This window comes from Psychrobacillus sp. (assembly GCF_032154225.1).
Classification (GTDB): Bacteria; Bacillota; Bacilli; order Bacillales_A; family Planococcaceae; genus Psychrobacillus.
Genome location: NZ_JALDYF010000011.1, coordinates 90,722 through 108,643, shown reverse-complemented (window position 1 = coordinate 108,643; position 17,922 = coordinate 90,722). Strand labels below are relative to the sequence as shown.

The following is a 17,922-nucleotide window of genomic DNA, read 5'->3' as shown; positions in this document are numbered from 1 at the left end:
GAATATTCGAAATAGGTATCCTATCGGCAAGTTTGTATGATGTGTTGATTACTCAACAGTTAAGCTTTATCTGTTGAATAACTAGGAGGAAAATATGGATCGACGTGTGGTGAAAACAAGAAAAGAAATACGAAATGCACTCCTTTCATTAATGGAAGAGAAGGATTTTGAGGTAATAACGGTTTTAGATATTACAAAACGAGCGAATATCAATCGTGGAACATTTTATTTACATTATGTAGATAAATATGAAATGCTCGAAAAGTACGAACAAGAACTGTTTGAAAAACTTGAACATGTTGCAATGGAATATTTACAGGATGATGATACGATGGATAAATTTCTTCATTCACGTTACCCGGCAATTGTTCACGTTTTCCATCTTTTACAAGAGGAACAAGAATTACTTACAATTTTATTAAAAACAAGAGGATTCTTTTCCTTCCAAGATCGAATAAAAAATACATTTATATATATGTTCCGAAATAACATACCATTTAAAGTATCTGAACATCCATTTTTATATCCCATTGAATTTTTAGCGTTATTTGCAAGCGCAATGTTTATTAGTGTCATTCAATACTGGATTCAATCAGATATGAAGCAGACTCCTGAACAATTAGCTCAAATGGTGTGGGATATTTTTTTAAAAGGCCCCATGGGAGCTTTTGGCGTTCTCCCTTTTACCGAATGAACCAAAACAGGCCACCGCCTTTACTAGAGCGGTGACCTGTTTTTTATTCTACAACTTCCGTATTTATTTCTTCAGTTGGGCGTGGCTTTTCAATGAGCTGTTTTATCCAAAGTAAAATAAACGAAATTACTGCAATCCATGATAACACAACGCCATTTCCATTAAATATACCTTGACCGAAGTATAAAATATCTTTTAAACCATTAATTAAAAACTTCATCGGTAACCATGGCAAAATATAATCTTGATAAAAAGTTGGTAGCATTTCAGGTGCCAATTGAATTAAAGGTAATCCAAAGAACATAAGTAAAACGTAGATAACTAAGCTAGGAAAACGTAACCAAGTAACCGTCGCAAGTATTAAAAATACGAAACCCAAACAAGCTAGCGAGCTAAATAATGCGACTTTATTGAAATCCTCAAATGAAAAACCTAACATCCATGTTGTTGACCATGTTACAAAATAGCCAGCAAAAAATGCGTAGATGATTGCAACAATGGATTGTACTCCATGAAATTTTAGTTTTTGTTGCTTTGAACTAAAAGTCGTCTTCGTTTGTGCTAAGTAAAATAAAACAGCGCCAATAATACTCGCAAACCAAAGAGGTTGGAAGAATGCTGTTGGGGCCGATCCTAAATCTCCTACAGAGTTTACATAAATCGTTTCAGCATGGATGGGTGCAACTAATGTTGGGACTTGGCTTGCTTGAATTGGTACGTTTGCTTGCCCCATATTTTGAAGCAGTTGTGTACTCATTACCGAATTCAGTTGCTTGACAATATTATCTAAAGCAGAGGTTAACATTGTCGCCACCGTTGCATTTGCACCTTGATTAATATAAATTTGCATAGTTGGATTTTCAGGAGAAGGTGATTGCAACGAAGCAAATTGGGCTGTGAAACTTTCTGATACTACTAATCCCCCATACACTTCTTGTTCTTTCATCGCTTCTTCCATCGATTGAATGGAGTCATATACTTTGACCTCAATCATATCCATTCCCGTTGCCGCTAACTGATTTTGCAAGTTCTGCAATAAGGTATCTCCCATTTCTCCAGCATCTTCAGACACAAGAGCAACAGGTAGATTTTTGGGACTCATTTTAACAACAGGAATCTGCGTGGATAAGAAAATAATTCCTAACACGATGACCGCAATAAATGGCAATACTAAAAATTTGTTTTTCATCGTTTTCCCTCCAATAAATAAACATTGTGTTGTTTATTTATACTCAATATAAATGAAAAAATGATGAAATACTATCGGCAAATGATAGGGAAACGTTGAGTAATGAACATCTATAGGTGATGTGTTTATTAAATACTTTGTCGTGGAGAGGAAAAGGTGATACCCAAATAATTGGATATCTATACAATCTCAAACAATGCTGTAATTTATTTTGTTAATATCTTCCTTGCTGATAATATTCAAGTACAGATTCCTCGCCAATCTCTTTTAAGTATAAGTCGATAGCCGATTCCATTTTATTATATGAACGAGAGCCACTTACAAGTAATTTTCCATCATCAATTGCCACAAACTGATTGTTAGTACGGTATCCACCGAATCCAAAAATGGCTTGTGCCTGTGCTTTTTCAATATCAAAATGTTGATATCCCCCCACGGGTATTCTTTCGTCAGCAAAACCTGTTTCGGTAAATTCTCACGCCTTTTCACCGAGCTTATAACACAAATCATTCTTACTAAATCCAGTGCTATTCGACTAAGAGAGAACCTTTCTGAGCGTTACCTCTTCATTTGATTTTTCGATTTAATCCTTCAATTCCATAAGGAATTTCCTAGCCTCTACCAGAGAGATGTAACCATCCTCTATTTCAGCTAGGAACATTTCGCACAATGCATTTCTAATATCTACTTGATATTTCGGTAAAAAAATAGACCATCAAAAAGATGGTCATGTTTGACTAGAGCACGTGTTAGTTGAAGAAAGGTTTCTACGTAAATTGTGCCAATAATTGGTTTTTAAATCCATACTGTAGCTTTTTCTACTAGTTCTTCTTTTCTCCAGTTAACTCAGTTCTTTGTACAGTAGTATTATCATCTCGATTATTTTATTTAAGCTTTAATGAAATAGATTTTGATTCTATAGAATTTGATTCTTGCGTTACAACAATATCTTGTTGTTCAGTTTTTCCATCTGTATATTTTACAATTACTTTGATTATTATATCGTCATCTATTGCCAAATTGCCATCATGAGGAATTGTAATTAAATTTTTATATTTATCCTGTTCATTATACTTAACTGTATAGGTATTTCCAATTTCTTTTATACCATTGTATATATCTAAATCAGGATGACTCATAGTAATAAATATCTTTTCTGATAATAACCAGTCTTTGTCTGCATATTCTTTAGCTGTTAGTATAACATCCTCTAAAAACTTGCCTTTGTTAATGGTATAAGTGATCGAGTCGATATGTTCTCCACTTACATTTAGCATAACCTTTGTATAAATTGCATGACCTGAATCACCAGTTATATCAGTTGTAATACCTCTAAGTTCAGTTGATAATTCAAAAGTAGCTTTATCTGATAAAAGTTTGGTATTAGACCGATTCCCATCATCACTCCATGCATAAGCTGTGATTGTAAAATTTGCGCCTTGAAAGTTTCCATTCTTATTGAAAAGTGGAATGCCTATCATAATTGACAATAGGATTCCAAATGCACAAGCTACAGAAATCAACCTTTTATAATTTAATTGTCCCGGTTTTTTCTTTTCTATAATATTACTATTCTCTTTCAATCGATTTTCCATAGTTTTTGACATTTCAATAGAATTAACAGCCTCTTTAATCTTATCGAAGTCCATCATTCATTCTCCTTTCGATATCTTTCTCGAATAAGCTCTCTTCCGCGTTGTAATCGTTTTTTTATTGCTGATGTAGTAATGTTAAGTATTTTTGCTATTTCATCTACCTTATATCCCTCAACATAATAAAGTAATAATACAATCTTATGTTTATTTGACAATTTCATAAGATTGTCGAGCAAACCATAGTTTTCGTCATCCTTACAATATAATTGCAAATCATTGATATCCATATGTTTACGAATAATATTGTACCTTCTCATATTTTTGCAGCGGTTAGTGGCAATAGTAATCAACCATGCTTTCTCATGTTCCGAATCGTTAAATGTTGTAGATTTAGTTAGATAGGTAATAAAAGTGTCTTGTACGACATCCTCTGCATCATTCTCATTGCATAGAATAACAAGACATATTCTAAAAAGCATATTGCCATATGTATCAATAATTCTCTCTATATCTGGTTCAGTCGACCAAACTAATTGTTGCAACATCTTTCAACTCCCTTCACTTATAACACACATGAAGATACCATTTGGTGACATTCTGTATGAAAAAATTTTATGAAATGATCTAACACATATGATGTTCCTTTTAAATAGCCCTCACTTGGTGATTTTATTACCACAGTTTCAGAATCTATAGCTTTTACTGTTACAGGACTTTATTTTTTTCCTCATCTAAAACATAAATAGATTCTTCATTAAAAATATCCTGATTCAATCCCTTATCGAAAGTAATAACCCAATTGTAATTTAAAGGTATATCAGATTGATTCCCACTCGCCAATACTATATTTTCTTTAGTGCTCTGATTATAACTAATTAAACTTCCTAAACCTATAATGGTAACAACAGATAAAGCCAGAACTATCTTATTCAAAATTTTTCCCCCTTATTTTTTGTATAATAATTTGATAGTAACTTCTAGTTAAGCTTCAATTCCACCCTTTCCTCTATGTTTAAGCGGGGCACTGATCCTTTGCTAAATTCTTCTCATTCGTAAATTTGACTACTGTAATGTATTGCGTTACGATTTTCTTATTATAAAAGAAAGGTTGATGATAATGATTCGTCGTTTGAAAATGTTTAAAAATGTAGCTGTCGTATTAAGCTTCTAAGTAAATCTATAATCTATATAACTTAGAAGCGAGGTATCATGATGAAACATCAATTATTTAATCATTGGTCTGAAATAAAATATTTAAAAGATATAGTAACAAATCCACTTATTGAAGTGGGGGATTATTCCTATTACTCAGGGTATTATGGGCATCAAAACTTTGAAGATGGTTGTGTGAGGTATTTATGGGGCGACACAAAATCTCGAGTACTGTTCAATCCTATCGAGCAATATGGATGGCATTTAGACAAACTTATTATCGGAAACTATGTTAGTATCGCTAGCGGAGTTGTCATTCTAATGGGTGGCAACCATAACCACCACTCTGACTGGATTACAGTATATCCATTTGCTGACCAAATAGAACAATCATACGAACCAAAAGGTGATACTGTTATAAATAGTGATGCTTGGATTGGTATGAATGCTATGATAATGCCAGGTGTTACAATTGGAGAAGGTGCAATCATTGCAGCAGGTTCTGTCGTCTCTAAGGACGTTCCACCGTACACAATTGTTGGTGGGAATCCTGCAAAGGAAATAAAAAGAAGGTTCACCGATTCAGAAATTAATAAGTTAATGGAAATGCGGTGGTTTGATTGGGAGCGAGAAATCGTTGAAAGAGTAATTCCGCTTTTATCAAGTTCATCCATTGACCAATTATATGATTTTTACTACAACCAAGTTAAGACAAAATAGCTAATAAAAAAACTACATTCTAGATAGAGTGTAGTTTTTTTGCATCCCTAATCCAAAATTATTCTTTTGCCGAAACTTCCTTTAGTTTTTCTATTTTGTGATAAAATATTTTTCTTTAAAAGTTGGGCTTAATTCACTCCACACATCAAATTTATTTCCATCTAAATCAAAGAAAACAAAGTTCCTTCCAGAATGTCCCCTGTCTTCAATTTCTCCAACTCTTATTTCCTTATCGGTAAAATCTCTATGTATTGCCTCTAATGCATTTAGTCCATTTACTTCAAATGTTATAGAAAAACGTTCTTCACCATAACAATCAAAGAAGTTAGCACTTTGATTTTCTTTAGATTTAACAAGAAAAATACTTTGATTTGCAAAGTTAAGAATTGCTTTGCCTTCGTCTTTATAGCTTAACTCTGCCCCCAATTTGTTTACATACCATTCATAAGAATTTTTTACATTAGTTACTGGAATATAAGTAGTTCCTACTCTTAACAACTTTTCGCTCATTCTATCGACTCCTTCCAAGTAATATTGTTTTACGTTTTCTAAGGAGTCACCAACTGATACTCCTTTACAGAAAAACAGAAAAATCACTAATCCCTGCATATGGGATTTCGTTCTTGATTTTTTTCTCTAATTCATGCATCGTATACTTTTGCCATTCTGCTATATTATTCATATCCCACTTCTCACTGAATAATTTATATAAAAAAATCTCTCGCAGCTTCAAGAAAATAGGGATTTGTTTAATTATGTCCTTATGAAGCAGATTCTCTTCTTTATATCCTGTAAAGAAATGACTCATAAACGTCTGTGGGAATGTATCTACATTGCCATTGTTAGAATTATGTTGCCAGTAAGCATGATAGAATGCTACCGCAATATCTTGGGCGTACCAATTATATGAACATTCATCAAAATCAATCGTAGTTAAAGTGCCTTCACCATTGATAATTAGGTTACCTTGGTGGAAATCATTATGGATAAGCCCAAATGTTTCAGGTGACATTTCATATGAAAATAGATTTTGCATCAATTGTTCGTAATTCTCTCTTATCCATGGACTTAAATTTTCTCTAATACCAAATACATCGGGATTTTCAACTGTCCACACAGGTCGATGAATTCCTTCAACCTTAAATTTTTTGGATAGGGCATGCATTTTTCCCACAATCCTTCCCAACTGTTCAAACATGTTTACATTCCAGTGGAATTGGTTTGTCACGTCAATCTGGTTACCTTCAATAAATTCAAAACACGCTCTGACCCGTTCCTCTTCACTCTCTAAAGTCATTTCAGGCTTCGATACAGCAACTCCTTCCTCATATAAAAAATTCATCCACTCTATTTCTTGCAAAACCATTTCCTTTGTTTTCTTAGCATCAGATATTCTTACTACTTTCCCTTTATTCTTGATGTGAAATACATCGTTATGAAATCCTCCGTCTAGTCTAATACAATTTTCTTCCATCCCTATTCACCTCCATATCCATCAAGTTCAATTTCTTTTGCGTAAGCGAATTGAACTTTTCATTACTTTCTACTATTCCTTAGCTAAATCAATCACAACTGTTTTATTTGTATTTTAATTCTGTCCAATCTTTTTCTTAACTTATTTCTGTTGTCATCGAGCAATGGAATGTCTAACATGGATGCTATTGTTTCCACTACACTTTCAATTGTCATATTATCGGTTTCTATTCGATGATTAAATAGTTCGTTTGATAACCCTTGCATACATCTATCTATTTGTTTTGCACCCCATGAGTTTTTACTTTCTCCCCTGCTCCGCAACCTCTTTTGTAATGTTTCCTTGGAAGCCCAAAGTACAAAATGATTGACTATTACTCCATCATCTCTTAGTTTTCCTACAATTTCTTTAAAATACTGTGGATTTACTATAGTCATTGGAACAATAATAACTCCGTCATATTCATTTTCTATGTATTTTAAATTCGTGTAATTCAATTCTCGCCAAATACTGTAATCTTGGAAATCTCTTTTACTGATTTCCTTTGGTATATTCTTGTTAATGAAAAAACCTATATTTTCTGGATCATACACATGGGAATTAGGAATCCTTCTGTTTAATTCGTATGATGTCTGAGTTTTCCCAGAACCAAATGCTCCATTTAACCATATAATCATTATAATCACCTATTTCCATTATTGAACTTGCCTACTATCAATTCTACAAAAAGAGCAGTATTCCTTCTTTTCATAACTCAAATAAGCAAAAAAACGCCTAAAACCCTTGTGTATCAAGAGTTTTAGACGTTTTAAATTAAGCTAATCATTTAATCCATTTCCATCGAGAATTTTCTGCATATATTTTTCGACTTCAATGAAATATGTTTATACAAAAAACGTGAAAGGATAGAAGATATAATAATCATCCACATTATGAACTAAAAAATGCCATAAAGGATAGGTTATAACGCATATCACGATGGACGTAATGATAGGCACCACATTAGACTTTTGTTTTTTATATAACCTAAGATTTACTGCTATTCCAATCAATAAAACAAAAATAGTAGGAAGTATTACATATAAACCTATTGAAAAACCTCCAAGAAAACTAATGAAGTAAAGTAAAAAAGCCACAATATAAAACCTAATTGCCACCTTCGTCATCCTATTCACGTCCTCCCTTTTTAATTACGTGGTGCTAACAAAATAACCGACACACCAAGTAAACATATACCTGCTCCTATCCAATCATATAAATCAGGCGTTTTCTTATCAATGCCCCATCCCCACAATACAGAAAGAACGACAAACACGCCGCCGTATGCAGCATACACTCTACCGAACGATGGAAAGGATTGAAATGTAGCAATAACGCCATATAAAGCCAAAGCAACACCACCAAAGATCCCCCAATAATATGGTTTACCTTCTCTTAACCATAACCAAATAAGATAACCTCCACCTATTTCAGCAAGCCCCGCAAATATAAATAATACAACGGCATAAATCATTTCCAATCACGTCCTTAAACATTTGAATCAATAAAGTATAACGTAATTTTGTTGAAGTAACTAAAATAGATAAAAAACGCCTAAAACCCTTGAGTTTCAAGAGTTTTAGACGTTTTAAATAAAGCTTCTTTTAGTTTAAAAAAGATAAACCTTTAAAATACTAGTTTATATAATACATATACTACGATTAATACAACAATTAATATCCCTGTGCCTCTCCAACCCATACCACCAGTTAGATCAGTTAAGTTCCCATTCATTCCCCTATTTAAAGCATCGTTCAGAGAACCAGTTGGATTATTTTTTAATTCACTTTGTCTTAAACGTTCCCTTTTTTCTTCAGGCGTTTCATGTTGATTATTCAAACTGGACACCCCTTATGATTAATTTTCATTATAAAGGTTTACAATTTATCATTTAGACACGATTTTATTTCTTTTATCTAAAATTACATCTACTACAACTAACACAAGACTTGTTATTATTAAAATTTTGTATATCAATCTTTCGTCTAAATAAAAATAAGCTATTACAGACAAGAGGGCTACGCATACTGCCACAGTTTCTATCTTTCTTGACTTACACAGCAAAACCCCTAACAGAGCAAGGCTTGAACCACTTATCATAAGAATAGAAATATAATCTGCATACGTATCTTCTAGGTAAAAAAGGTACCAAAGCAATAATAATAGTACCTGACCATTGGAACGCTTTTCCTAATTTGTTCACCTTCGAACCCCTAGTCATTCGACACTTTTTTTCAACATAACTCCCCATTGAATTGAACAAGAAGATATAAGTTTAAAACTATTTCCCACAAAAATCATCCATATTTGAGTGAATATAATATCCAGACATAACAGCTTTCCCATTGCTAAACAAATTGAAAGATTTTATCTCACCATCACTGTCTTCAAATGTTGCGCGATGTTCAAAATCGAACTCCATCTCTTGTGTACCTTCTCTTCTTGAACCATTGATTTCCTCTATTATTTTATTCATCGTTTTCTGATCATCAATCTCAATTGTTTTTCCACGTTTACATTCAATTGTAAGTTTAACCATTTCCCCTTCTATTAAAAGTTCGTTGAAATTGTTGCAGGCACCCAAGAAAACGATACAAAAACAATAGAGTAATGTTCTTCTCATTGGACCACTCCTTCATTTCCCCTAAACTTCCGCAATAGGTGTAGATAAACTTGTTTGTTATGTCACTGAATACCACGTATCTTAAAATATTTTTTCATCAATATAATAATGAAGCCGCATACTATCGCTATCCCCAAAAACGTGGTGCCTAAAAAGATTATTGGGGAACCTACAAAAGCGAACATTACATCGGTATGACTCGTAGCTACATAGCTCCCTGACATCTCGGGATTGTCGAATTTCATTTTAATATATCCCCATCCATAGATACTAAAAAAATATATTATATGTATTAGCAGCGAACAAAAAAGTGCCTGCATAATCGTTTTCATTACAAACTCCCACCTTGGTTATTTACTTCACACACGAAAAAGCCAGTACAATTGGAATTCGTTGTCTTCTAACAAATTCATCTTCACTACTAAAATGTTCACGCTTTGGTGTACCTTCACGTAAATCGAGAATTGAAAAGCCAGCTTGTTTAAGTGCTCTAAAATATTGTTCGGTTGTACGATGATACTTAACTACTATTTGGTCAATCCACGGTTCTTTTCTTTCACCCTCACAGAAATAGTCATCGACAATCCAATTGCCTCGTTTATCACCAGATTGCTTACTAGCAAAAGATGAAGTTGTAAGTGGATGCTGGATACTAAAAACAAATCTTCCGTTTTCTTTAAGGGTTTTATGAACATTTTGAAACAGGAGGTCAATGTCTGAAACATAATGGATTGCAAATCGAGATGTTACTAGATCAAATGCCTCTTTTGGGTAATCATAAGATTCCATTGTTTCAAAGTATATTGTCCCGTTTTGTTCAAGCATATTAGAGCGTGCCACTTCCACCATTTGTTCCGAACCTTCTACTCCTGTGTAGGTTTTCGCTCCTAAATGTAAAAGTTCTTTTCCAAACGATGCATCACCACATCCTAAATCTAAGACGCTACTATCTTGAAAGCTCTCTATTAATTCATAGATAATCGGTCCTTCAATAGCGTTATTTGGACTATCTTGTCTGTTTCTTCTAGACATGTAATTATTAAAAAAATCTGCTTGATCGTAAACACTAGAGCCTTTAAATTCCATCGAAACATCTCCCCCTCTATAATTTGAGATGTCGGGCGACTCATCGCCGAATACACAAATTAATGTATTCTATCATATATTTCTTAGAGTAGACAAGCATGGATTTCTGAGAACTACTTAAAGTTTCGGATAAAAAATACATACTTTATCCAGTAAAGGCAACAATACAATTAGTCGGATAAAGTCGTAAAGAGGTGTGTTAAACAAAATGAAAAAGCTGTTAATCGTTTTTATACTATCTCTTGTTCTTATTACTTCTTTTCAAAAAACAATCTTTTCATCAGTTAAACCAACTCAAGACTCTGAAGAACTTAGGTTGCAGGATATGCTTATGAACATGCTCGCTCCTTATATTGAAAAAGAGTTGAATAACTATTATTACCCAGAGATTTTAAAGGATTTTTCACCACAAGTCACTCCTTGGAAAATTGAAGTAATTGAAACAAGAAGAGTAAATGGTTTTCGCGGCTTTATATTGGAAATTACATTTGAAATTGAGCCAACTGATGGCGGACACTGGATTCCAGTAGGTAAGGACCGAATGACCTATGAAATATCTTATGGACCTGAGGTTAAACTGATAAATCACACGCACCTGAAGACATATAAGTACCCTCCTGAATTATAAAGAGACTATCCACTCGTTAGATCAATAAGAAAAAAAGCTTTAATTCTTCTTGAATTAAAGCACCAGATAGTGAACAGCAGAGCTAAATTTTTATTTTTAATAAATTTATTAAATAGCACATGAGTGAAATCAAAAATCATAGAAGTATAATGATTATTGCACCAAATGTATAAACTGCTGTTTCGGCATAATTACCGCCATCAAACACACCAGCAAATAGAAAAATTAAGGATAGCCCAATTATTCATCTGGTTCATTAAAAGAAAATACATACATATCAACGTCTAAAAAAGCATTTATTTCTGCAGCGAACTTACTAAATTCAGGATAAATCACTAATCCTGGACTATATCCATCGTAGATTAACATGACTAACTCTAGCCGAACGTCTAAATTTAGTTCTTCTTTTAACTGATTAATCGTATCTGTTTTTGATTGGAACACTTCTAAAAGTGGACGTAATACCTCTTCTGTATCTAGTGTTTCTTTAGTGCCTATTTCGAAACACCAGTCAGTACATGAATGCACTAATAGATTTATTGGATGATTAGGAATAACACGTTCTCCTACTTTCGAAGTCTTTGTAGGTTGCACTCCTAGCTTTTCTGTTACGACATCTATTGGGAAATCATCATTTCCGCTAAATAGTATATATGCATATAGCGATGTTTTATCCATATAAATCTCCTTTAGTTGAATAAGAAAGATTACTACTTTTTAAAAATGCTATCCATATAATCACGCCAATAATCAACCAACCATTTATTATATGTTTGATACAAAGGCGCCAATTTCTCCACTTCATTAGCATGTATTAAACAACCTCTATCATCATACATATGAAAAACTATGTCTTTTTCAATACTAATAAAGTACACAGACTGTCCAATAGAAGGCTCTCTTCCTTGTTCATAGTTTCCTATACCTTCAAGTATTTCTCTGTAAGGAAAAGACATTACTTGTGCGTATACAAGTTTCACTTTGTATTCATGCTTTATTTCTATTGTTTGATCCGTTAGCTCATCATAATCCTCATCTAGTTCAAACAAAGTTTCCTCTTCTATATATTGTTTACTTAATAAGCTATATAGATATTCTGGAGTGGTATTTCCGAACATAATATCCTCTGTTATTTCCCAATCTTTTATATAAACATAAATAAAATCATCTGGTCCGAACACTTCATCAAACAGTGTAGTAACTCTTGCAACAACTTGATTTATTCTTTTTTCCGTTCCGTTTTCATAGGGCTCGCCTAGTTCAAACCTTAGATGCAATTCACTTGTTAAGTTAGGAAAGTTGTTGTCTATGTACTTCATTATTTTTTCCATCATTCACTCTTCTTCCAATTAGTATAGGTATATGTCAATTGTATCAAGAAAATAATTAAAGTGATTATGGATAGAATAAGAACATCATTAGAGCTTTTGTCCGCAAAACGATATAAAGCTAGAAGTCCAAGAAAAATTATTGGAGCCATCCATAAAGTCCGAATCATCTTTCTCCTATAACTTAATTTATAATAAGTAAATACAAATCCACTATCTAACTTTTCTTCATTTTTAAAAATTGCTGATAAAATCCAGTTCACAACTACACTGACAATTGTTATTATGATGATATTTTGCAACATAAAAAATCCCCTCCAACTCCTGCCTTCAAAAAGTTCATTCTTTCTCATCTAATCTAGATTTTATTTCCTCTAACAATTTATACTGTTTATCCTGTTTCTCTAAAACCTTATCCGTTAACTTTTCTAATGTTTTTGTAATTGACCATAAGAAAACCCATAAAACCAAAACAATCCCCAATGCTTCTATCGTAATCACCACACTTTCCTTGTTTTTGAATTTAAGTATCCAGACAAGTAAACCAAAGTTACTATTACACAAAAGTTCATCAGATAATATAATTGCACTATTACCATGAAAGGGCTTATTACAAGAATGATTAAGAATGATAAGAACATTGAAATCAAGAAAAATTGATTGTACTTCTTTCTTTTTTCGTTCGCTATATGATAAAACAAAGCCCAAAGAATCATCGAACTTACTACTAGAAAGTAGAATATTGAATATAAATACACCAAAGTAATTCTCCTTCCAAATATTAAGATATCTCCCTATATATATACTAATTCAATTTATTTCTGTAAATTCCTTCTTTATAAATTTAATAGTCCTGCTTGTTTAAAAAGCAGAAAAGACCAAATCACAATGCGATTTGGTCTTTCAATTAGTATTTTGTTTCGATTACTTCTTATTTTTCATATGAAAGACAATACTCCATTTCACCTTCAATTACTTTTCCAGTCTGCTGAAAACCAAAGCTTTCATACAGTTTTATTGCCCGTTCATTGTCAGGCTCGGTCGATAAATAAATATTTTGGCAATCATCATTTGTTTTCAATTCATTAATGATTAACTGAAGTGCTTGTCTACCATATCCTTTTCCTTGATAGTTTCTATCTATCATAAATCGGCAAATATCGTAATGATTATGCTCAGTTGGAAATCCGTACATAGTAAAGCCTACTAAGGCATCGTCTACTTGAATGCCCTTAATAATCCATCCTTCTTCAAACACAGACTGAACAATCGATACTGCATTAGATGCAACAAATTCTTCAGAAATTGTTGCTTTGCCGTCTTGATTAGTAGTTAGAATAACAATTTCCAACCAATTTTCACGAGTTATATTTGTTAGCTTCATATGTTCTGCCCCTAAAATTTAAATTTATGAATAAGCCCTTGTAAATCTTCTGCCATTTTGGCCATCGAAGAAGCGGAAGCAGAAATTTCTTCCATGGATGCTAACTGTTCCTCTGAAGCTGCTGCAACATTTTGTGTATTAGATGCAGATATTTGAGCAATCGTAGCCATTTCTTCCGTAGAAGCATTCACTTGTTCTGCACTTGCGGACATTTCCTCCGCCACTGCTGAAACCTCTTGGATTTGTGAGGCTACAAGCTCTATAGACGTTAGAATTTTTTGAAACCCTGTTTCTGTTTCCTTTACAACTTGCATACCAGCATTTACTTCAACAGTCCCTTGCTCCATCACATTAACTGCATGTGCTGTATCTCCCTGTATTTGCTTAATTAAACTAGCAATCTGATCTGCGGATATTTTAGATTGCTCCGCCAGTTTTCTTACTTCGTCTGCAACAACAGCAAAACCTTTTCCATGTTCTCCTGCACGTGCTGCTTCAATTGCAGCATTTAGAGCTAATAAATTCGTTTGATCTGCTATCCCAGTTATAACTCCAAGGATATTTCCAATTTCCTCCGATTGCTCACCTAGCTGTTTTACAACAGAAGCCGATTGATCCACAGATAAATGAATTGTATTCATTTGAAGTATTACTTTTTGAAGCGATTCATTTCCACTAATAGCTTCTTCATTTGTTTCCACAGCTGCTTTAGAAATAGATGAAGTTGATTCGGCTACTCGTTGAATATCCATCGTAATTTCTTGCATAGCCTTTGAACTCTCATCTGCTCCCTGTACTTGTGCTTTCGATCCGTCCGCTATTTCATGAATAGAAGCTGCAATTTGATCCGTTGCCTCAGTTGTCTGTTCAGCGCTTGCTGTTAGCTCTTCAGAGGAAGAAGCTACTTGGTCGGATGTAATACTAATTTGACGCATCATCGTTCGGAGACTGCCAAGCATTTTATTGAATGAATTAGCTAACTCCCCTATTTCATCTTTCGTATTAACTACCAGCTCCTTAGTTAAGTCACCTTCCCCTTCTGAAATTTCTTTCAGTTGATTATTTATCGTAAGAATAGGACGGATAATTGTTCTTGTCAGTAAAAGGCTACCAATAATTGCAACTGCTCCAGCACCAACCAAAACCGAAATAATTTTAAATAATAAAGCAAAAACCGTGTCACTTATAATTTGAATGGGTACCCCTACAAACCACATTCCAATATTTTTTCCATTGGCATCTTTTATAGGCTTGTATATTGTGAGATGTTTTTGCCCTACAACATCGGCTTCTCCTATGTATGTTTCACCTTTTTTAAGCACAAGATCACTTACTTCTGCACTAGCTTTCGTCCCAATTGATCTTTCTCCGTCCACCATTACATTCGTCATAACCCTCGTATCATTTTGGAATATCGTGACAATGCCTTCTGTGATTGTTCCCATTTCATCAATAAAATCGGTATTACTCGAGATTTTCATATCTCCTTTATACAACTCTCCGTCTTTAACAGTCCATTCACCCTCGTACACTTCATCCAACCAGTTATATCCAATTCCTGATAATATTTCTACTCTGTCCGTAAAAACTTCGTTCATTACTTTGTTTATTTGAGATTTTGCTACAAGGCTTATAATAATAGTTAAGAAAAGAATGACACCAATCAGCAATAAATTGAACTTTGTGTTTATCTTGAAATTTCTGAACCTCATGAATAGTAACCTGCCTTTTTAGAATAGAATGAAATAGTAATTAGCTTTAATTCTCTTTAAATATCGCTATGACTAACTCCATACCCACCTCATTTCCTATTTTATTTATAAGCAAAAAGTCCTTAAAAGGTATTGTAACATAATTCAATATTAAGCAATTATAAGTATTTTAATTTTGGGGAAATATTTATTTAACTATTAAGAATTTGTCACAGGGATTTCAAGGGTCTATTCAAAGTAGCGATAGAATATAGACTGCTGTAAAATATGGTATTAAACCTTATAATCAACTGATCACCTTAATCTATGTTAGAAAAAAGTGAATTTATATCACTGAGTTCATTGAACAATTCAATAAAAGGTATCCAGATGTGGATCATAACGAAGTTATAACAAATGAAATGATCGCTGAATATGAGGATAAACTTGGCTATCCATTACCAAATTCCTTCAAAGAATTTTAAATGAAACTCTCAAATGGTATGTTTTTATTAGATTTTGAACCGATCGGGGGAGTTGGTAGAGGAACACCTTGTGGGGATATCAGCCTGTTAACTCATACATTTCCCAATATTCCCGTTCAAGTCTTAATTACGGATACTAATGAAAAAATTGACTTCACTAAACTTATTTCTTTTACTATGTTTGATGCATACGAACAGTCTAATGATCACTGGGTATTTATATGTGATGAAGGAGAAGAAAATCATGAATACAGGGTTGGTTTTATTAGCCAATCCTCTCATAAGATTGTTAAGGTATTAAGAAATTTTGAAGAATGGTTAACAATTTTTTAGGAAAATGAAGATTTGAATGAAGTCACACTTCCTGTATTTCATATACTTTATCCTTCATCTGACAAGCGTGCAGAACTACTATTTGACTGGTGGACAAAATAATTTTAGGTGGTTAGTTGGCGAAGCATATTATCTTTTGGCATGACAATATCATAGATTGCCATGTATGGACTTAGTTGAAGGGTTCCTTGGTTTGAAATCACGAGGAGCACCACCTACATTTACTTTATTTTACCGTAATAAGATGGTTTTTTTAGATAGAATTCTTTTAACATAGGCATATATTAGTTGATTGGAGTGCAAGGCAGCGACTCCTTCGGCATCAGTGAGGAAGATGAAACAACACAACGTACCCGTAGGGGCGGTGATGGTTCATCGCTCACCCCGCGGAACGCGTCCGCCTGGAACGTAAATCAACGGTTCCCACATAAAAAGCGATTAAGTGAACAATAATTCGTTCACTTAATCGCTTCAAAATCCTTTTGATGACTTTTTCAGTACCCACGAAAATTCACAGGGATTTTGTGTTCATTTCTAACACTTTATTATTCTACAGTATTACCATTTTTCTGAATAAGTGAGATCTGTCCTGCGTGAATTCCCGTATGATACATTAGTCTTCCTACAGCTTCTAGCGGAGTAGATGCTCCAATTGGTGACTCCATACTTTTATGCCAATTTTCCTCAGGTAGCTCTTTCATTGCTTGAAGAATACGTTCATTAGAAGCTTCTAAAAACTCCACAAGTTCATCTTTATTCGTCAAAGCAGGTTTCGGTATTCCATCTTCCGGCATAGCTTTTCCAAAAAACCATTGTGCAAACATATACTCCACTTCCGCAGTGTGGTGTAGTAAAGAGCCAATCGATGTCGTCCCTAGTTGTAAGCTTAAGTCTTGTTCTGGCAACGCATTTGCAGTTTTATGAAATCTTTCGCGAATAGCATTCCAAATTGGTAGTACAGTAGAATACGTCATATGGCATCTTTCTTCTTATCTACAACAACATGCGTAAAAACAGTTGCATCTATATCTAGGTCAAATGCCATTCCAAAGCCCACTACATAGCGTCCTTGTAACGGAGTTAATTCGAAAAGAGAAAAATCTAATCCGCGTAATACATCCAGAAGTTTAGCTCCATAGGCAGCATTAAATAATTCGAAAATGTCATCATGCCCTTCATTGCCAATGCTTTTTGGTGTACAGTTCCAACGAACTCGCTCCGTTGCAAATGGATTTGCTGTAGCAGATTCATCTGCAATAAGGATTGCATCGACATATTTGCTTTTTTCTATATGGCCATAATGTTCTGCGATTTGACTAATATATATGTACAATTTACCGTCTTTTTTCACAAATGGAGTACAACTGCTAAAAGGTTTTCCTTCTTCATCAATCATATTCAAAATCAAGTTTCTTCTGCTCTCTACAAATTGTAAGTACTTTTCTTTATTTTTCTCCAAATCGATTGTTTTTACCATACTAAATCCCTCGCCTTTTATTAT

At 33.7% G+C, this 17,922-nt stretch carries 24 protein-coding genes; 4 read left to right on the top strand and 20 right to left on the bottom strand.

Annotated features, from left to right (window positions below; translation table 11 throughout):
• Window positions 1–94: 94 nt before the first annotated feature.
• The gene (locus RUH95_RS14530) at window positions 95–694 is read left to right on the top strand and encodes a TetR/AcrR family transcriptional regulator (protein WP_313893607.1); all 600 of its coding nucleotides are present in this window, start codon (window positions 95–97) and stop codon (window positions 692–694) included.
• A gap of 43 nt (window positions 695–737) precedes the next feature.
• On the opposite strand, the gene RUH95_RS14525 is transcribed toward RUH95_RS14530, so the two are convergent.
• From RUH95_RS14525 to RUH95_RS14505, 5 genes are all read right to left on the bottom strand, one after another.
• Window positions 738–1,883, bottom strand: a complete 1,146-nt coding sequence (locus tag RUH95_RS14525; RefSeq protein WP_313893606.1) for a YhgE/Pip domain-containing protein — start codon at window positions 1,881–1,883, stop codon at window positions 738–740.
• A 214-nt stretch (window positions 1,884–2,097) separates the two neighbouring features.
• Window positions 2,098–2,319, bottom strand: coding sequence for a hypothetical protein (locus RUH95_RS14520; protein WP_313893605.1), 222 nt, complete (start codon window positions 2,317–2,319; stop codon window positions 2,098–2,100).
• Between the two features lie 448 nt (window positions 2,320–2,767).
• Entirely contained in the window at window positions 2,768–3,532 is a 765-nt protein-coding gene (locus RUH95_RS14515; RefSeq protein WP_313893604.1) for a hypothetical protein, read from the bottom strand.
• Window positions 3,532–4,023, bottom strand: a complete 492-nt coding sequence (locus RUH95_RS14510; RefSeq protein WP_313893603.1) for an RNA polymerase sigma factor — start codon at window positions 4,021–4,023, stop codon at window positions 3,532–3,534. The genes RUH95_RS14515 and RUH95_RS14510 overlap by 1 nt, the downstream gene beginning before the upstream one ends.
• Window positions 4,024–4,183: 160 nt before the next feature.
• Window positions 4,184–4,411, bottom strand: coding sequence for a hypothetical protein (locus tag RUH95_RS14505; RefSeq protein ID WP_313893602.1), 228 nt, complete (start codon window positions 4,409–4,411; stop codon window positions 4,184–4,186).
• Between the two features lie 279 nt (window positions 4,412–4,690).
• Between RUH95_RS14505 and RUH95_RS14500 the strand changes: the two genes are divergently transcribed.
• Window positions 4,691–5,350, top strand: a complete 660-nt coding sequence (locus RUH95_RS14500; protein ID WP_313893625.1) for a CatB-related O-acetyltransferase — start codon at window positions 4,691–4,693, stop codon at window positions 5,348–5,350.
• Between the two features lie 90 nt (window positions 5,351–5,440).
• On the opposite strand, the gene RUH95_RS14495 is transcribed toward RUH95_RS14500, so the two are convergent.
• From RUH95_RS14495 to RUH95_RS14465, 7 genes are all read right to left on the bottom strand, one after another.
• The gene (locus tag RUH95_RS14495; protein WP_313893601.1) at window positions 5,441–5,860 is read right to left on the bottom strand and encodes a VOC family protein; all 420 of its coding nucleotides are present in this window, start codon (window positions 5,858–5,860) and stop codon (window positions 5,441–5,443) included.
• Window positions 5,861–5,924: 64 nt separating this feature from the next.
• Window positions 5,925–6,824: a phosphotransferase enzyme family protein gene (locus tag RUH95_RS14490; protein ID WP_313893600.1), complete on the bottom strand. Its 900-nt coding sequence runs from the start codon at window positions 6,822–6,824 to the stop codon at window positions 5,925–5,927.
• A gap of 92 nt (window positions 6,825–6,916) precedes the next feature.
• Window positions 6,917–7,501 (bottom strand): AAA family ATPase, encoded by a 585-nt coding sequence (locus RUH95_RS14485; RefSeq protein ID WP_313893599.1) that lies wholly within the window; start codon window positions 7,499–7,501, stop codon window positions 6,917–6,919.
• 509 nt (window positions 7,502–8,010) lie between these two features.
• Window positions 8,011–8,337 carry a YnfA family protein gene (locus tag RUH95_RS14480; protein WP_313893598.1) on the bottom strand — a complete coding sequence of 109 codons (327 nt, stop codon included), beginning with the start codon at window positions 8,335–8,337 and terminating at the stop codon, window positions 8,011–8,013.
• A gap of 152 nt (window positions 8,338–8,489) precedes the next feature.
• Window positions 8,490–8,702 (bottom strand): DUF6366 family protein, encoded by a 213-nt coding sequence (locus tag RUH95_RS14475; RefSeq protein WP_313893597.1) that lies wholly within the window; start codon window positions 8,700–8,702, stop codon window positions 8,490–8,492.
• Between the two features lie 442 nt (window positions 8,703–9,144).
• Complete coding sequence (locus tag RUH95_RS14470) at window positions 9,145–9,486, bottom strand: hypothetical protein (RefSeq protein WP_313893596.1); 342 nt, start codon at window positions 9,484–9,486, stop codon at window positions 9,145–9,147.
• A gap of 354 nt (window positions 9,487–9,840) precedes the next feature.
• Window positions 9,841–10,572, bottom strand: coding sequence for a class I SAM-dependent methyltransferase (locus tag RUH95_RS14465; protein ID WP_313893595.1), 732 nt, complete (start codon window positions 10,570–10,572; stop codon window positions 9,841–9,843).
• 208 nt (window positions 10,573–10,780) lie between these two features.
• Between RUH95_RS14465 and RUH95_RS14460 the strand changes: the two genes are divergently transcribed.
• The gene (locus tag RUH95_RS14460) at window positions 10,781–11,200 is read left to right on the top strand and encodes a DUF3888 domain-containing protein (RefSeq protein ID WP_313893594.1); all 420 of its coding nucleotides are present in this window, start codon (window positions 10,781–10,783) and stop codon (window positions 11,198–11,200) included.
• Window positions 11,201–11,440: 240 nt separating this feature from the next.
• On the opposite strand, the gene RUH95_RS14455 is transcribed toward RUH95_RS14460, so the two are convergent.
• From RUH95_RS14455 to RUH95_RS14430, 6 genes are all read right to left on the bottom strand, one after another.
• Complete coding sequence (locus RUH95_RS14455; protein ID WP_313893593.1) at window positions 11,441–11,878, bottom strand: DUF4279 domain-containing protein; 438 nt, start codon at window positions 11,876–11,878, stop codon at window positions 11,441–11,443.
• Window positions 11,879–11,910: 32 nt separating this feature from the next.
• Window positions 11,911–12,534 carry a DUF3885 domain-containing protein gene (locus RUH95_RS14450; RefSeq protein WP_313893592.1) on the bottom strand — a complete coding sequence of 208 codons (624 nt, stop codon included), beginning with the start codon at window positions 12,532–12,534 and terminating at the stop codon, window positions 11,911–11,913.
• On the bottom strand, window positions 12,531–12,833 hold the full coding sequence (locus RUH95_RS14445; RefSeq protein ID WP_313893591.1) for a hypothetical protein: 303 nt from the start codon (window positions 12,831–12,833) through the stop codon (window positions 12,531–12,533). Before RUH95_RS14445 ends, RUH95_RS14450 begins: the two co-directional genes overlap by 4 nt.
• A gap of 34 nt (window positions 12,834–12,867) precedes the next feature.
• Window positions 12,868–13,236, bottom strand: a complete 369-nt coding sequence (locus RUH95_RS14440) for a hypothetical protein (protein WP_313893590.1) — start codon at window positions 13,234–13,236, stop codon at window positions 12,868–12,870.
• Between the two features lie 223 nt (window positions 13,237–13,459).
• Window positions 13,460–13,912 carry a GNAT family N-acetyltransferase gene (locus tag RUH95_RS14435; protein ID WP_313893589.1) on the bottom strand — a complete coding sequence of 151 codons (453 nt, stop codon included), beginning with the start codon at window positions 13,910–13,912 and terminating at the stop codon, window positions 13,460–13,462.
• A gap of 11 nt (window positions 13,913–13,923) precedes the next feature.
• Window positions 13,924–15,624: a methyl-accepting chemotaxis protein gene (locus RUH95_RS14430; protein ID WP_313893588.1), complete on the bottom strand. Its 1,701-nt coding sequence runs from the start codon at window positions 15,622–15,624 to the stop codon at window positions 13,924–13,926.
• Between the two features lie 464 nt (window positions 15,625–16,088).
• Between RUH95_RS14430 and RUH95_RS14425 the strand changes: the two genes are divergently transcribed.
• Entirely contained in the window at window positions 16,089–16,421 is a 333-nt protein-coding gene (locus tag RUH95_RS14425; RefSeq protein ID WP_313893587.1) for a hypothetical protein, read from the top strand.
• A gap of 545 nt (window positions 16,422–16,966) precedes the next feature.
• Here RUH95_RS14425 and RUH95_RS14420 read toward each other — a convergent pair.
• Window positions 16,967–17,395: a DinB family protein gene (locus tag RUH95_RS14420; RefSeq protein ID WP_313893586.1), complete on the bottom strand. Its 429-nt coding sequence runs from the start codon at window positions 17,393–17,395 to the stop codon at window positions 16,967–16,969.
• Window positions 17,392–17,898, bottom strand: a complete 507-nt coding sequence (locus tag RUH95_RS14415; protein WP_313893585.1) for a pyridoxamine 5'-phosphate oxidase family protein — start codon at window positions 17,896–17,898, stop codon at window positions 17,392–17,394. The genes RUH95_RS14420 and RUH95_RS14415 overlap by 4 nt, the downstream gene beginning before the upstream one ends.
• Between the last annotated feature and the right edge of the window lie 24 nt (window positions 17,899–17,922).

Bases quoted from the DNA above. Each gene is read 5' to 3' on its own strand.
- RUH95_RS14450 (WP_313893592.1), bottom strand. From the start codon at position 12,534: ATGATGGAAAAAATAATGAAGTACATAGACAACAACTTTCCTAACTTA.
- RUH95_RS14420 (WP_313893586.1), bottom strand. From the start codon at position 17,395: ATGACGTATTCTACTGTACTACCAATTTGGAATGCTATTCGCGAAAGA.
- RUH95_RS14510 (WP_313893603.1), bottom strand. From the start codon at position 4,023: ATGTTGCAACAATTAGTTTGGTCGACTGAACCAGATATAGAGAGAATT.
- RUH95_RS14430 (WP_313893588.1), bottom strand. From the start codon at position 15,624: ATGAGGTTCAGAAATTTCAAGATAAACACAAAGTTCAATTTATTGCTG.
- RUH95_RS14465 (WP_313893595.1), bottom strand. From the start codon at position 10,572: ATGGAATTTAAAGGCTCTAGTGTTTACGATCAAGCAGATTTTTTTAAT.
- RUH95_RS14490 (WP_313893600.1), bottom strand. From the start codon at position 6,824: ATGGAAGAAAATTGTATTAGACTAGACGGAGGATTTCATAACGATGTA.
- RUH95_RS14445 (WP_313893591.1), bottom strand. From the start codon at position 12,833: ATGTTGCAAAATATCATCATAATAACAATTGTCAGTGTAGTTGTGAAC.
- RUH95_RS14425 (WP_313893587.1), top strand. From the start codon at position 16,089: ATGAAACTCTCAAATGGTATGTTTTTATTAGATTTTGAACCGATCGGG.
- RUH95_RS14470 (WP_313893596.1), bottom strand. From the start codon at position 9,486: ATGAGAAGAACATTACTCTATTGTTTTTGTATCGTTTTCTTGGGTGCC.
- RUH95_RS14460 (WP_313893594.1), top strand. From the start codon at position 10,781: ATGAAAAAGCTGTTAATCGTTTTTATACTATCTCTTGTTCTTATTACT.
- RUH95_RS14495 (WP_313893601.1), bottom strand. From the start codon at position 5,860: ATGAGCGAAAAGTTGTTAAGAGTAGGAACTACTTATATTCCAGTAACT.
- RUH95_RS14455 (WP_313893593.1), bottom strand. From the start codon at position 11,878: ATGGATAAAACATCGCTATATGCATATATACTATTTAGCGGAAATGAT.
- RUH95_RS14515 (WP_313893604.1), bottom strand. From the start codon at position 3,532: ATGGACTTCGATAAGATTAAAGAGGCTGTTAATTCTATTGAAATGTCA.
- RUH95_RS14500 (WP_313893625.1), top strand. From the start codon at position 4,691: ATGAAACATCAATTATTTAATCATTGGTCTGAAATAAAATATTTAAAA.
- RUH95_RS14525 (WP_313893606.1), bottom strand. From the start codon at position 1,883: ATGAAAAACAAATTTTTAGTATTGCCATTTATTGCGGTCATCGTGTTA.
- RUH95_RS14530 (WP_313893607.1), top strand. From the start codon at position 95: ATGGATCGACGTGTGGTGAAAACAAGAAAAGAAATACGAAATGCACTC.
- RUH95_RS14415 (WP_313893585.1), bottom strand. From the start codon at position 17,898: ATGGTAAAAACAATCGATTTGGAGAAAAATAAAGAAAAGTACTTACAA.
- RUH95_RS14485 (WP_313893599.1), bottom strand. From the start codon at position 7,501: ATGATTATATGGTTAAATGGAGCATTTGGTTCTGGGAAAACTCAGACA.
- RUH95_RS14435 (WP_313893589.1), bottom strand. From the start codon at position 13,912: ATGAAGCTAACAAATATAACTCGTGAAAATTGGTTGGAAATTGTTATT.
- RUH95_RS14480 (WP_313893598.1), bottom strand. From the start codon at position 8,337: ATGATTTATGCCGTTGTATTATTTATATTTGCGGGGCTTGCTGAAATA.